This is a genomic window from Oceanospirillum sp., assembly GCF_048265165.1.
Classification (GTDB): Bacteria; Pseudomonadota; Gammaproteobacteria; order Pseudomonadales; family Halomonadaceae; genus Oceanospirillum.
Genome location: NZ_JBLXCD010000002.1, coordinates 526,681 through 540,672, shown reverse-complemented (window position 1 = coordinate 540,672; position 13,992 = coordinate 526,681). Strand labels below are relative to the sequence as shown.

12 protein-coding genes and 1 pseudogene are annotated in these 13,992 nt (G+C 50.5%); 5 read left to right on the top strand and 8 right to left on the bottom strand.

Going from position 1 to position 13,992, the window contains the following annotated elements; all coding sequences use genetic code 11:
• The first annotated feature begins 2 nt into the window (after positions 1-2).
• The gene (locus tag ACN0R8_RS06040; protein WP_417596065.1) at positions 3-842 is read left to right on the top strand and encodes a response regulator; all 840 of its coding nucleotides are present in this window, start codon (positions 3-5) and stop codon (positions 840-842) included.
• Here the strand turns inward: ACN0R8_RS06040 and phoR are convergent.
• From phoR to ACN0R8_RS06020, 4 genes are all read right to left on the bottom strand, one after another.
• Complete coding sequence (gene phoR / locus ACN0R8_RS06035) at positions 801-2,192, bottom strand: phosphate regulon sensor histidine kinase PhoR (protein WP_417596063.1); 1,392 nt, start codon at positions 2,190-2,192, stop codon at positions 801-803. The two genes, ACN0R8_RS06040 and phoR, sit on opposite strands and share 42 nt — an antisense overlap.
• Positions 2,193-2,313: 121 nt before the next feature.
• Positions 2,314-3,003, bottom strand: a complete 690-nt coding sequence (phoB, locus tag ACN0R8_RS06030; protein ID WP_417596061.1) for a phosphate regulon transcriptional regulator PhoB — start codon at positions 3,001-3,003, stop codon at positions 2,314-2,316.
• Positions 3,004-3,137: 134 nt separating this feature from the next.
• Positions 3,138-4,010 carry a 4-hydroxybenzoate octaprenyltransferase gene (ubiA, locus tag ACN0R8_RS06025; RefSeq protein ID WP_417596059.1) on the bottom strand — a complete coding sequence of 291 codons (873 nt, stop codon included), beginning with the start codon at positions 4,008-4,010 and terminating at the stop codon, positions 3,138-3,140.
• 45 nt (positions 4,011-4,055) lie between these two features.
• Positions 4,056-4,619 carry a chorismate--pyruvate lyase family protein gene (locus tag ACN0R8_RS06020; RefSeq protein ID WP_417596057.1) on the bottom strand — a complete coding sequence of 188 codons (564 nt, stop codon included), beginning with the start codon at positions 4,617-4,619 and terminating at the stop codon, positions 4,056-4,058.
• Positions 4,620-4,763: 144 nt separating this feature from the next.
• On the opposite strand from ACN0R8_RS06020, the gene ACN0R8_RS06015 reads away from it, so the two are divergent.
• The gene (locus tag ACN0R8_RS06015) at positions 4,764-5,039 is read left to right on the top strand and encodes an HU family DNA-binding protein (RefSeq protein WP_078319698.1); all 276 of its coding nucleotides are present in this window, start codon (positions 4,764-4,766) and stop codon (positions 5,037-5,039) included.
• Between the two features lie 127 nt (positions 5,040-5,166).
• Here ACN0R8_RS06015 and ACN0R8_RS06010 read toward each other — a convergent pair whose 3' ends face one another.
• Together ACN0R8_RS06010 and recG are read right to left on the bottom strand one after the other, a co-directional pair.
• Positions 5,167-6,564, bottom strand: a complete 1,398-nt coding sequence (locus ACN0R8_RS06010; RefSeq protein WP_417596055.1) for an HDOD domain-containing protein — start codon at positions 6,562-6,564, stop codon at positions 5,167-5,169.
• A gap of 121 nt (positions 6,565-6,685) precedes the next feature.
• Complete coding sequence (recG, locus tag ACN0R8_RS06005; protein WP_417596053.1) at positions 6,686-8,809, bottom strand: ATP-dependent DNA helicase RecG; 2,124 nt, start codon at positions 8,807-8,809, stop codon at positions 6,686-6,688.
• 174 nt (positions 8,810-8,983) lie between these two features.
• On the opposite strand from recG, the gene ACN0R8_RS06000 reads away from it, so the two are divergent.
• The 3 genes and pseudogenes from ACN0R8_RS06000 to ACN0R8_RS05990 all read left to right on the top strand — a co-directional run bounded on the left by ACN0R8_RS06000 (position 8,984) and on the right by ACN0R8_RS05990 (position 11,232).
• Positions 8,984-9,859, top strand: a complete 876-nt coding sequence (locus ACN0R8_RS06000; RefSeq protein WP_417596051.1) for an SDR family oxidoreductase — start codon at positions 8,984-8,986, stop codon at positions 9,857-9,859.
• Between the two features lie 62 nt (positions 9,860-9,921).
• Positions 9,922-10,692: pseudogene (locus tag ACN0R8_RS05995) on the top strand (PAS domain-containing protein); the annotation flags it as partial.
• Positions 10,693-11,232: a methyl-accepting chemotaxis protein gene (locus tag ACN0R8_RS05990; RefSeq protein WP_417596370.1), complete on the top strand. Its 540-nt coding sequence runs from the start codon at positions 10,693-10,695 to the stop codon at positions 11,230-11,232.
• Positions 11,233-11,316: 84 nt separating this feature from the next.
• Here the strand turns inward: ACN0R8_RS05990 and ACN0R8_RS05985 are convergent, their stop codons facing one another.
• Both ACN0R8_RS05985 and spoT read right to left on the bottom strand, forming a co-directional pair.
• Positions 11,317-11,700: a RidA family protein gene (locus ACN0R8_RS05985; RefSeq protein ID WP_417596049.1), complete on the bottom strand. Its 384-nt coding sequence runs from the start codon at positions 11,698-11,700 to the stop codon at positions 11,317-11,319.
• A gap of 134 nt (positions 11,701-11,834) precedes the next feature.
• Complete coding sequence (gene spoT, locus ACN0R8_RS05980) at positions 11,835-13,973, bottom strand: bifunctional GTP diphosphokinase/guanosine-3',5'-bis pyrophosphate 3'-pyrophosphohydrolase (protein ID WP_417596047.1); 2,139 nt, start codon at positions 13,971-13,973, stop codon at positions 11,835-11,837.
• Positions 13,974-13,992: the final 19 nt, after the last annotated feature.

Sequence of the window (13,992 nt, the reverse complement as noted above, 5' to 3'; positions counted from 1 at the left end):
CTATGAAGACCGCCCGCATACTTGTTGTTGATGATGCTAAATTTACCCGAGACTTAATGGTTAAGGCCGTTAAAGCTGAATATCCACAGTTTGAAGTTGAAACAGCCCAGGATGGTCGTAAAGCCCAGAAGTTGTTGGAAGCTGGCCGTTTCGACCTGGTACTTTGTGATTGGGAGATGCCAGAAATGTCTGGCATTGAGCTTTTAACCTGGTTGCGCGAGCATGAGCAAGGTCATAATAAAGATGTGCCCTTTATCATGGTCACCTCGCTTGATGACAAGGAGTACGTTGTTGAAGCGGTACAGCATGGCGTAACAGGTTATGTGACCAAACCTTTTAATAACGACCAGTTGATCAGTAAAGTGACAAAGGTACTGGTCAAAACGCATGTTATCAGCCGTGAAGATCTGGCCGAAATTATGAGGCAGCGAACTCGTGTAATGGGCGGCGGAACAACGGTTAATGTTCTGACCGGTAAGCCTGTCATGCAAAGTACGGCCTCCCCTGGTAACCGCCGGGTCAGAGGGAAAGCGATGCTGATGTTTGGTGAATACAAACTTCCGGTGATGATTCGAGAGCTGACGCCGCAGGATGTTGTTGTGATGACTGCTCGTGATCAGGGCTTACCTGATATGTTTGCAAACCTGTCCGTGGGTTTTGTCGCCGGAAAAGGGGAGCAGCAAACCCGGCTGACCGTTAAAGGCTGTGTGACTATGCTGCAGGCTCAGGAGAAGCGAATCGATGCAGAGAGCGTTTATGTCGGTATTCGTTTTACCGATATTGACCAAAAATCCTCTCAGTTACTCTCGAAAGTTATCGCTCGGTTGAGCCGCCAGGTCTGACAGCTCGGGGCTGTGGGTAACCGTATTAGAGTGCGTTCTGGTGCTTTCTCCCTGCATGGCCAGTGAGGTGTCAGGGAAGGTGCAGCTGAAATGTGTACCTTTCCCCACTTCACTTTTGATATCCAGCTTGGCGTTATGGCGCAGTAGCACATGCTTTACAATGGCCAGACCCAGACCTGTGCCGCCTGTCTCAGCTGATCGTCCTTTATCGACACGGTAAAAACGCTCTGTCAGGCGAGGCAGATGCCGGGCATCGATACCTTCGCCGTTGTCCTCCACCGTTAAAACGGCGCCCTTATCATGGGGCAGCCTTTGCCAGGTCATTTTGATCGTGGAGCCCGGCGGCGTATATTTCACTGCATTGAATACCAGGTTTGAAATAGCGCTGCGCAATTCGTTTTCGGAACCAATCACCCGGGCATCTGTACGCAGGTCTGTGGTTATCTTGTGTTCTTTGTCACCACTTAGCAGTTGAGCATCTTGTTTGATGCTATCGAGCATAAGGTCGATCTCAATATACTGCTGCTGCCCTTCAATATCGGTTGTTTCCAGGCGGGATAGCAGTAGCAGGTCATTAATAATATTCTGCATCCGACGGGACTGCTGTTGCATCTGATGCGTTGCCCGGCCCCAGCGAGGAGGCAGTTGATCGCTGTAATCGGCAAAGGTTTCCAGATAGCCATTGATCACTGTCAGAGGTGTTCTGAGTTCATGGGAAACATTAGCGACAAAGTCTTTACGCATCTGCTCCAGCCGGTAAAGTCGCGTGATATTACGAACCAGCATCAGACGCTCATTTCTGCCAAAAATGGTGACCTGGTACTCCAGAACGATATTGTCATCCATTGGCGAGGCCAGAACCAGTGGGTCCTGATAGTCCTGATTGTCGTAATAACTGATAAAGCGCGGGTCGCGTAATAGATTGGTCAGGGCCTGCCCTTTATCTGAAGGGTGACGGAAACCCAGCAGGCCTTCTGCCGCACGGTTCCACCATTCCAGAGATCCGTGTTGGTCAATCATGACCACCGCGTCCCGTAAGGCTCCACTGGAGCGCTGTACCTTATTAATAATCTCTGTCAGGCGCTGCTGTTGCTGTTGATAGCGTCTTTGATGGCGATACATCTTATCGAACAGATGCCCCCAGATTCCCCAGCTTTCCGGTGGTTGATCGGTAGCATTGTGTTCCAGCCAATGGTCGAGACGGCGAACAAAGCGAAGTGCAAAGAAGACGTAGATAGCCAGCATGGTGACCAAAGCCCAGGCAACGGAGCCTGAGAGCCAGCCAGCAGTGGCGGCAAAAAGGGCGATGTATACGATCCGTGTGAGTTCTGCCTGCCAGATTGGAGTCACAAGCGGTTACCTTCCTTTTTGCACATTGATGCCGAACGATTGGATAAACGGTCTGACCTGTTGCAGCAGATCAGACCGTTTTGGTTCAGCCGTTATTTTAATGATGCTCAGTTAACCAGGTTCAGATCTTAACTGAAAAACGATAACCTGTTCCGCGTACCGTCTGGATCAGATGTTCGTGTTTCTCGCCCAGCGCCTTGCGCAGTCGGCGGATATGAACATCCACGGTGCGTTCTTCGACATAGACATTGCCACCCCAGACCTGATCCAGCAATTGGTTACGGCTGTAGGCACGCTCCTGATGCGTCATAAAGAACTGCAGTAGCCGAAACTCAGTTGGCCCTATTTCAAGAGGTTCGCCGTTAGAGGTGACCCTATGGCTTGCCGGGTCCAGCTCCAGTCCGTTCACATCAACAGGGTCTTCAATACCCTTTGGTGTTGTGCGGCGAAGTACTGCTTTCAGGCGGGCGACCAGCTCTCTGGGTGAAAAAGGCTTGGTGATATAATCATCTGCCCCAGCTTCCAGGCCCTGCACTTTATTGTCTTCTTCACCTTTAGCCGTCAGCATAATAACAGGCGTTTCTGCGGTGGCCGGGTCACGCTTCAGACGGCGTGCCAGCTCAACACCACTGGTGCCCGGCATCATCCAGTCCAGAAGAATCAGGTCAGGGCGTTTATCGATTACCATCGCGTGGGCTTGCTGTGCATTTTCAGCTTCCAAGCAGTCGTAGTCAGCCATTTCAAGCGCAACAGCGATCATCTCCCTGATCGGAGCTTCGTCATCCACAATCAGGACGGTTTTTCCTGTCATTTCCGTGTTCCCGTCTAAGTCGGTTATGTCATCAGTAACGCTATTATTACAGCGAGTAAATATGACAGTAAGATGACATGATGACGTTTGTGTGAAATTCCTCTGTTTTAAAGCAGATAAGCCAGCAACAGATGTTATTTCACAGCATAGTCGACGACGATACCCAATAGAATTAAAACACCAACCCAGTGATTGTTCAGAAAAGCCTTAAAGCAATCTTCCCGTCTGCGATGGGCGATCAGTTTGGCCTGGTAGACAAAGAGTGTCACACCTCCGGCAAGCCCCAGATAGAAGAAGATTCCCAGCCCTTTGTATGAGGCTACAATCAGCAGTGCGATCACTGCAAGAGCCTGCAATAACGCAATAATATGCCGGTCCAGCTCTCCAAAAAGAATAGCCGTGGATTTGACACCGATTTTGACATCATCGTTGCGGTCAACCATAGCGTATTGAGTATCGTAAGCCACGGTCCAAAGCAGTTTGGCGGCGAACAGTAACCAGGCTTCCACAGGAACGCTATTGGTTTGTGCGGCATAAGCCATGGGTATTGCCCAGGAGAAGGCTGCACCTAAAACGACCTGAGGCAGGTGGGTATAGCGCTTCATAAAGGGATACATAAAGGCCAGTAGAATGCCACCAAGAGAGAGCAGAATGGTCAGCGGGTTGGTCATAAGAACCAGAGCGAAAGAAACCAGGCCCAGAAAAACAAACAGACCGATCGCCTCTTTGGCTGTTACGTCACCGGTTGCCAGTGGGCGTTCTTTGGTGCGTTCTACGTGGCCATCGATTTTTCTGTCGGCAAAGTCATTAATGACACAGCCCGCAGCCCGCATACTGATGACACCTAAAATAAAGATGATCAGAATATTTGTGTCCGGAATACCTTCTGCTGCAATCCAGAGCGCCCAGAGCGTTGGCCAGAGCAGTAAATAGGTACCAATGGGTCGGTCTACCCGCATCAGCTTGATGTAATGGGGAAGCTGCCGGGTAAATGCAGATGTTGTCATCAGAACTCCCCTCCGGGGCTTATATCAGACTCTTTATCAGTTTATTCAGGACTGAAGCTGTAGATGTTGACGAAAAGGCTCCAGAAATAACTCCGTCACCAGAAGTGGGGCCTGGCGAATCTCAAAAGTCGAACGCCTGCCCCATACAAAGGGAGTACAGAAGTCCGCATGATACGGTGTGATCTCCTGAGAAGTCCGCTGAGTATGGGTATTTTTAAACAATACGCTACCTAAAGAGCGATTACCGAGCAACATCAGGTGCCGGTTACCCTGACGCAGGGTTGGCAAGGGGATCACGGTACGTGCAAAAACCCAGGGTTGATTGAAGCCATGCAGAACCACCTGGCGAACCAGTGCATATTCCTGCGTTGCCATACCCAGAAGGTGGCACTCATTCAGCGCCGGCTTTAGCAGTTTTTGTTGCAATAGCTGAACATGAAAGTGCTGTTGGCTAACCTTTCTCAACCGACGGGTCAGAGAGGAGGCATCGGTGAGCCAATCAAGCCATTCTTCATCGGGTTGTACTTGTCCCGGCGTATGGGGGCGCATCCAGTTGAGTTTCCCCCATTCCAAGCGGGAAGCTGCCTGTTGGGATGTCAGTTGCTGCAAATCCAACACATGCCTCATTATTCCATCTTTTAAGGAGAGTGAATTCTATCACAGAAGGGCAAAAAACCTTTGCATCCCGCATAGGGGGCTGCTTAAATATCTTCGTTCATACGGATTAAACAGTAATAATAAAGAGGATAACGCATGCGTAAGCCTGAACTGGCAGCAGCGATCGCAGAAAAGGCGGAGCTGTCTAAAGACAAAGCAAATGAAGTTCTGAATGCGATGTTGGATGAGATCACAGGTGCCGTTGCTAAAGGTGACTCGGTTTCCCTGATCGGTTTTGGTACTTTCTCAGTACGTGAGCGTAGTGCCCGCAAGGGTAAAAACCCTCAGACTGGCGAGCCGATGGATATTCCGGCAAGCAAAACGGTAGGCTTTAAAGTGGGTAAAAAGCTGAAAGATGCAGTTGACTGCTAAGCCTAAGCTTCAGAGCACATAAAAACCCGCAATGTTTAGCACTGCGGGTTTTTTAATGCTGGAATAACGCTATTCTGTTTCCGGTGGTCGGCGTCAAAAATGCGTTGTAATGCTATATGATGGCGCCTTACTTGCTGGCTTTTTCCAGCATCTCCGCCAAAGAGTTTAGTTCTTCGTTGAAGTCGCTTATTTCGTCTATGGTTTTCTCAACTAGGGCGCGCTCCAGGTGCAGTCGGTTCAGAACTGTCTCCGGTAACTTGCCAAGGCGTACTTCCCCGTCATTACATACCAGCTGGTTTACGATATACAGCAAGTTGGCGTACTGGTGATGCAGGCCTTCATAGGCGGGGTTATGCAGATGTCGGATTGCACTGCATACCTCATCGGGAACCCCCCATGTCTGAAACAGAAAACTGCCGATCTGCTCACGGGTAATACCAAAAAGAAAGCGCTCGATATACATTGCCGGTACGTGAGGGTTGGCCTCCTGATAGCGACAATAAAGCGAGAAGTAAGGCGGAAATACTTCTGCAATGACCAGATAACCGAAATTATTCACCAGACCTGAAAGGTAGCTCAGGCCAATGACAGGCCGATGGTCCGCAGGGATCTGTTTCACCAGGCGCTCCATCAGCATCGCTTTCATGACAGCTTCACGCCAGTAGCCCCGATAGCCAAACACGCCATCACTGGGCATTTTAATATTTTTTCCCATGGATAGGCCGAGAGACAGATTCATCGTCAGGTCAAAACCAAGCACGCGAATAACCGCATCCTGAATGGAATGGATCTGTCCGGGTAAGCCATAGTAGGGAGAGTTAGCCCAGCTGATAACCTGTGACGCAAGGCTTGGATCAGATTCCACAATAGAGGCGAGCTCATCACCATCAGCATTCTCATCATTGCGTAGCATAATGATATTGTGTGCACTGAGAGGCAGCGGTGGAATCTCAATACTTTCTGCCAGCCGGGTACGTATACGCCGGGACGTAATGGTTTCCACCGCTGTTTTAATTTCGGCTTCATCCTGATCGACAGCCGTCAGGTTGGGACGAACTGAAACCAGAGGAATAGCAAACTGCTCAATCCTGGCACTGCTGAACTCTTCGGTCAGTGATTTGTATTCTTCACTGGTGAACTCAAGTAACCAGGAGGGATCTCCGGATTCTGTAAAGATAATTTCGGGATCAAAGCAGCGGCTATCAACAATGAGGTTATAGTCAATCACTTCAGGTAAAGCCGGGACGGACTGAATTTTTTTGCGTTTTAGCAGAGACTGTTTGGCATTAGGAGAGATCGCCTGATATCCCTGATAAAGTTTCATATCCAACAGACAATGAGCCGGAAAAGCCAGCAAATGGCGCACACCATCGGAACCTTCCAGAACGGAGGAGCGTATTAGCTGCCTGGCGGTTGCACGGTTGCGTGGTACAAGGCGGTTTTTCAGCAGTTCGGGAAAATTATCCGGTGAAACGGACTGAGATAAAGCTTCCTGAAGCGCCAGTACTAATCCTTTAAAGGACATTGTCATCTCCAACTAAAAACTCCTGTAATTATACCTACTATGCCCTAGCAGAAGATATATGAACATGACGTATGAACATGTATTTTCAAAGTTTTTTTATAGTTGATGGGGTCTTCAGGCTTCAGACTTGAGCATATTGGTCTGCACTGCCAAGCCAGCGGTCGACCAAGGGTGACAGGTGGTGAGGATAGTGCTGGAGAAGCCGGTTAGCTGCGATATTGACCTCATCTAACAGGTATTGGTCACGCACCAGGTCTGCGATCTTCATTTGAGCCAGCCCGGTTTGGCGTGTGCCAAGCACTTCACCCGGCCCTCGAAGCTCCAGATCTTTTTCTGCAATCTGAAAACCATCCTGAGTATCCCGCATAACGGCTACACGGGCTTTGCCATTCCGGGACAGAGGGCTGTGATAGAGTAAAACACAGTAACTCTGTTGGTCTCCCCGGCCAACCCTTCCCCTTAGCTGATGCAGCTGAGACAAACCAAGGCGCTCCGGGTTCTCAATGACCATGAGTGTAGCATTGGGTACATCGACGCCGACTTCGATAACCGTGGTCGCCACCAGCAGCTGCAGTTCGTTTGCTTTGAAGCGTGCCATGATCTCTGCTTTTTCCTGTGCTTTCATACGGCCGTGTATCAGGCCGATATTCAGCCCTTTGAGCCGGATGCTGAGGTCTTCAAAGGTGGTTTCTGCTGCCTGACACTGCAGCGCTTCAGAATCCTCAATCAGAGTGCAAACCCAATAGGCTTGTTTGCCCTGATAGCAAGCTGTTGCGATACGCTCAATAATCTCATCCCGTCGGCTATCAGGAAGTGCTACGGTTTCTATCGGTGTCCGCCCGGGTGGCAGTTCGTCGATAACGGAGGTGTCCAGGTCCGCATAGGCGCTCATTGCCAGTGTTCGGGGAATGGGGGTCGCGGTCATAATCAGCTGATGGGGGTAAAGGTCACCTTTCTGGCCTTTCTCCCGCAGACTCAAGCGCTGATGGACACCAAATCTATGTTGCTCATCGACGACAATCAGCCCCAGCTTGCTGAATTCGACACTTTCCTGAAACAGCGCATGGGTTCCGACAACCATAGGAGCTCCGGCGGCGATCAGTTCCAGCTGAGCTTGTCGCGCTTTTCCTTTGAGTTTACCTGCCATCCAGGCCACATCCAGACCAAGAGGGGTGAACCACTGCCTGAAGTTACTGTAGTGCTGCTCAGCGAGAATCTCTGTAGGAGCCATCACCGCTACCTGATAACCCGCCTCAATGGCTTGCAGGGCCGCCATCGCGGCAACCAGGGTTTTACCGGCACCTACATCACCCTGCACAAGACGTAGCATAGGGCTGGGTTGCTGAATATCCTGTGTAATTTCGCCGACGACCCGGTTCTGGGCACCCGTCAGTGGAAAAGGCAGTTGAGCTAACAGCTGCTGGCCTAGTTGGCCTGTAGCTTTAAATATCGGAGCCTGATGGTGTTTGTGCTGTTGTCGCAGTTTTAAAAGGCTTAGTTGTTGGGCAATCAGCTCCTCCATAATCAGCCGGTGCTGACTCGGGTGTTTGTAATGTGTCAGCTCGTCAATCGGTGCATCCGGTGGTGGCTCGTGTAACAGTTGCAGGGATTCTTTCAGTGATGGTAGGTCGGGAAACAAACTTTTTGGCAGCCAGTCGATCACTTCTGTTTTTTTCAGCTCCGCCAGAGCAAGCTGAATAAGTTGGCGTAAGCGATTTTGCGTCAGGCCATCCGTCAGTGGGTAGATAGGGGTCAGGTGGTCGTCAACGGGTATCGTCTGATCCTGAGATACAAGGCTATACTCTGGATGGTACAACTCCAGCCCGCTGGCACCGGGCCGTGCTTCACCGTAACAGCGCACCAGAACGCCTTTCCGGAACTGATTCTTCTGCGTCATATTAAAATGAAAGAAGCGCAGAGTAATGCTGCCGGTGCCATCACTCAGTCGCACAATCAAAGCCCGTCGCCTTCCTTTTGTGACATCAGCCAGAGCAACCTGACCAACCACAACGACTTCGTCGCCCCGGCGAATAGCTCCCATTGGCGTGATCCGGGTGCGATCCTGATACCGTAACGGAAGGTGAAACAGAAGGTCTTCAATGGTGGAAATGTGAAGTTTTGCCAGTTTCTCCGCCAATGCCGCCCCAACACCCTTCAGAATAGTGACGGGTTGAGAGATCTGATCCGAACCCAGACCGGTTTTTTTAGGGCTGCTGGCCTGGTTGGCTACTGGCGTTGTTGGCATATCCTGTCCATCTGTATTTATAAGAGACCCCAGCGATGACTGACGGTAGTTTAGCAGCACGCTTTACTTGTATGATGACTGACGCTGCATCAATACAGCTTAAGGATACGTGCGGGCCTGTCCATTCGGTGCCGGATACATCAGATAATAGAGATTCCCAGGGAGATAAGAAAGATGAGTGCTCAGGAGATTTTGATTGTAGGGTGCGGAGATATCGGCAGTCGTACCGCCCGATTGCTGACAGAAAATTATCAGGTCTATGGCGCACGTCGTAATCCGCAAAATTTACCGGAAGAGGTGCAACCCGTCACGCTGGATGTTGCTGATCCTGATTCCTGGCAGGCACTGACCCTAAAGCCTGATTACATCATCTATTCTGTGGCCGCAGGTGGTTTCTCGGAAGCATTTTATCAGAGTGCCTATCTGGAGGGTGTGCAGCAGATGCTGCATTGGTTGAAAAAGAGCAAGCATACGCCCAGGCATATCCTGTTTGTATCCAGCTCCAGTGTGTATGGGCAGACGGAAGGGGAAATGGTTGATGAAACCATTCAGCCGAATCCATCAGGGTTTGCTGGGAGTATTATGTTGAAGGCAGAAGAAGCTTTACGCAGCAGTGGCTTGAATCATAGCTGTGTTCGCTTCTCCGGTATTTATGGCCCGGGGCGTGACATGTTGATCCGACAGGCATGCCAGGGACGTATTGCACCTGAGGTGCCAGTAAAATATACCAACCGTATTCATAGTGATGACTGTGCCGGCGTTTTAGCTCATCTGGTTGCGATGGTTGAGTCTGGTAAAACGCCGGAGCCGATTTATCTGGCAACGGACCAGGGTTCTGTGCCGCTGTTTGAGGTGATGAGCTGGATGGCAGAGGTGCTTCAGGTGACGCCAACTGAAGTAGTCGAGTCACCAACCCGCCGTCGTACCAGTAAAATTTGTGATAACCGTCTGTTGTTGAGTACCGGTTATCAGTTTACCTATCCGACATACCGGGAAGGTTATTGGGATGCTCTGCAGGCTGTGAAAGCCAAGATTAAATCCGGATCTTAAGTTAGTTCGACATAAACAAAGCAGCCTGTGCTGTTAATCTATTATCCAAAGGGTGTCCTGATATGTTTACTGGAAGGCGTGACAAAGCACGCATCAACGAACTTGAAGAAGAGTTGGCTTTTTATCGTGGGATGAAAGAAACCCTTCGTCAGGAGATGCTTTGGTTTTCTCTCGACCGTTCAGGGCATTTTCGTGATGCAGATGCTGACTTTCTGGCATCAGCCGGCTATGACAGGGAGCAGTTGATCGGTTCTTCTATAGAGCGTTACCTACGGCCTGTTCACCAAGATAACCGACATCAGCAGTTATTACTGGATGCGATCCGGTCGGGTAAACACTGGCATGGAGCGATGCGTCTGCGCAAGGCCGATGGTAGTGATGGCTGGTATCGGTTGATCATGTACCGGGCTAAGTCCAGTGAAGGTGAGCCTGAAAGCCGTGTGCTTGCTGTGGAGCTGACCCGAACCATCACGCGTTCCCGGCAGGAAAGTGATCTGCTATTGGCTTTGCACCGGTCTATGGCAGTCATTGAATTTACTCCGCAAGGTGAAATTCTGACGGCCAATGATAATTTTCTGGCAGCTATTGGATACAAGAAAGACCAGATCGTCGGTCAACATCATAAGATTTTTTGTGATCCACAAGAAGCGGCCAGTGAAGAATACAGGATGTTTTGGCAGAGACTGGGACAGGGTGAATATGTTTCAGGCCGCTTCAAGCGTCTGGATCACCTAGGGCGTGAGATTTGGCTGGAGGCCAGCTACAACCCGATCCACGATGATAATGGTGAGCTGTACAAGGTTGTTAAATTTGCTACCGATATCACCGAAAGAATGCAGCATGAATTTGCGATTGCTGAAACGTCTGACGTAGCTTATGAAATTTCACAAAAAACGGATGCTGATGCCTCAGCAGGTCTTGAGCTTATTGAGAATACAATTGAGACCATGACGTCGCTTTCAGAGCAGATGGTTCAGGCAAGCCAGGGAGTCTTTGATCTGAATGCGCAGTCTGAGCAGGTGTCTGCATTGGTCAGTGGTATTCAGGGCATTGCAGAGCAGACGAATCTATTGGCTCTGAATGCTGCCATTGAAGCTGCCCGAGCTGGTGAGCAAGGCAGAGGCTTTGCGGTTGTTGCCGATGAAGTACGCAAGCTTGCCTTGAGGACAAGTGAGGCAACACGGGAAATTATTGACGTAGTGGGGCGCAACAGACAGCTGACAGAGCAAGCGGTCAGTCTTATAGAACAAAGCCTGGAGAAGGTGTCAGAGGCCGGTGAGCTATCCCAGAAAGCGGGCAAAGCGATGGCAGAGATGCAGGCAGGCGCCCAGGAAGTGGTGACTACAGTCAGTAGTCTGAAAAGCCGGTTGTAAGTCGAGCGGCAGATGACTCAGGACAAAAGCAATCCATTGTTGGTTATTGCTTTTGTCCTTTTGTCATAGACTTTCGATGCTTAATTAAACAACGACAATACCTTCAATCTCCACCAAAGAGCCTTTTGGTAACTCTTTAATACCCACCGCGGCACGTGCCGGATAAGGCTGCTTAAAGAAACGGCCCATCACTTCGTTGACCGTAGCGAAATTTGACAGGTCTGTCAGATAGATATTCAGTTTTACCACATCGGACAGCTGACCACCTGCCGCCTCAACTACAGCAGAGATATTTTTAAATACCTGCTCTGTTTGCTCAGCGAAGTCATCGGAGATGATCTCCATGGTCTCAGGAACCAGAGGAATCTGCCCGGACAGATAAATGGTATTGCCCGCTTTAACGGCCTGTGAATAAGTTCCGATCGCTGCCGGAGCCTTGTCTGTGTGGATAACGCTTTTATTACTCATTGCATAATCTCCGTTTTATTATTTGCTGCGTTCTTTAGTGTTATTTTTATGTTCTGGCGGATTAACCGGATCAGAAAACTGAAACAGCAGACCACAAGGGGTCTGCTGCTTGAATTGTGAGCTTTTGGGTTGGGTTAGCGACGGGCCCGACTGATACGACTGACATTCGTCAGCGTGCGGATTCTGCGCATCACTTTCGCAAGATGGACGCGGTTGCTGACACCCATTTCGATATTGACCATCGTCAGGCGGGCATCCCGTTCTTCAGTGGTAATTTTCTCAATATTGGCATCGGCTTCTGTAATCAGGGCTGCCAGTGAGGCAATAAATCCCTTCTGATGTTCAGCTTCAACCCTGAGTACTACGGTGAAGTCACCGGTCACACCCTCAGACCAGTCCATGGGTACGCAGCGGTTACTGTCATCTCTGATATCTGCGATATTGCGGCAGGTATCCATATGGATCACGATACCCCGACCACTGCTGATATGGCCGACGACCGGGTCCCCTGGAATCGGGTGACAGCATCGGGCGTAAGAGGTTACTAAGCCCTCAGTACCACTGATGGCCAACTTGTTATTGCCTTGAGATGGTGCCGGCTCCTGCTCCGCAGAATTACCTTCCTGACCAATTAGTGCCCGGGCAACACCAAAAGCCATGCGGTTACCCAAGCCAATAGCATCCAGCAGATCCTGCTCTGTTTCGTATTGGAACTCTTTCAGCAGTGCTTCAACCTGAGCTTTCGGAATATCATCGTACTGCTTGTCGAAAGCATCCAGGGCTTTATTCAGCAAACGCTTGCCGAGTGAAACAGATTCCGTACGCTGCTGATTTTTCAGGTAGTGACGGATTGCACTTCGGGCTTTTGCTGTAGCAACAAAACTGAGCCAAGCCAGATTGGGGCGGGCGCTTGGCGCGGTAATGACTTCGACAGATTGACCGCTTTCCAGATGAGCACTCAGAGGGGACAGGCGTCGGTTAATACGGGCTGCCACACAGGAGTTACCCACATCGGTATGTACCGCATAGGCGAAATCCACAGCGGTTGCCCCGGACGGCAGTTCCATAATGTCGCCTTTTGGCGTAAAGACATAAACCTCATCCGGGAAGAGATCCATCTTCACGTGTTCGATAAACTCCAGAGAGTTTCCGGCTCGCTGCTGCATCTCCAGCAAACCTTTTACCCACTGGCGGGCCCGGGCGTGGCTGGCTCCGGTCATACCCTTGGCGCTTTCTTCCTGTTCAGATTTATAGAGCCAGTGGGCAGCGATGCCGTTATTGGCCATCGACTCCATCTCCCGGGTACGGATCTGCACTTCGATGGGAATGCCGTTCATACCGATCAGGGAGGTGTGCAGTGATTGATAGCCGTTTGCTTTGGGGATGGCGATATAATCTTTAAAGCGGCCGGGAACCGGTTTATACAGGTTGTGAATGGCACCTAAAATGCGGTAACAGGTGTCTACCTTATCGGTCACGATACGGAAACCGTAAACATCCATCACTTCTGAGAAGGATTTACGGCGGGCGCGCATCTTACGGTACAGGCTGAGCAGGTGTTTCTCGCGGCCAAAAACTTTACCGCTTAGTTCTTCATCGTCGATACAGGTCTGCAGAGCGTTCTGGATCTCACGAATCACCTGCTTACGATTACCACGAACACTTTGTACTGCACGCTTCAGGCGCTCGTAGCGCATGGGGTGCATACCGGCAAAACCCAACTCTTCCAGCTCGGTGCGGATCGTATTGATCCCCAGACGGGCGGCAATCGGAGAATAGATATCCAGAGTTTCACGGGCGATGCGGCGCTTTTTATCCGGGCGTAAAGCACCCAGTGTCCGCATATTGTGTAGCCGGTCCGCCAGTTTCACCAGAATCACACGGATATCCTTCGCCATAGCCAGGGCCATTTTCTGGAAATTTTCCGCCTGGGCGAGGGCTTTATCCTCAAAGTGGATCTGGGTCAGCTTAGATACGCCATCCACGAGGTCGGCCACCGTATCGCCGAACTGTTTAGCGAGGGCGTCTTTGGTAATCGGGGTATCTTCAATCACATCGTGCAGCATGGCAGCCATCAGACTTTGATGATCCATGTGCATATTGGCAAGAATTGTGGCAACCGCCAGAGGGTGAGTTACATAGTGCTCACCGCTGCGGCGGCGTTGGCCATCGTGGGCCTGCTCGGCAAAATAATACGCCCGGCGTACCTGCTGAATTTCTTCAGGTTTCAGATAGCCACGCAGACGGTCCACTAAGTCTTCAATCGTTGACACAGTGCAGCTCCTTAAACTG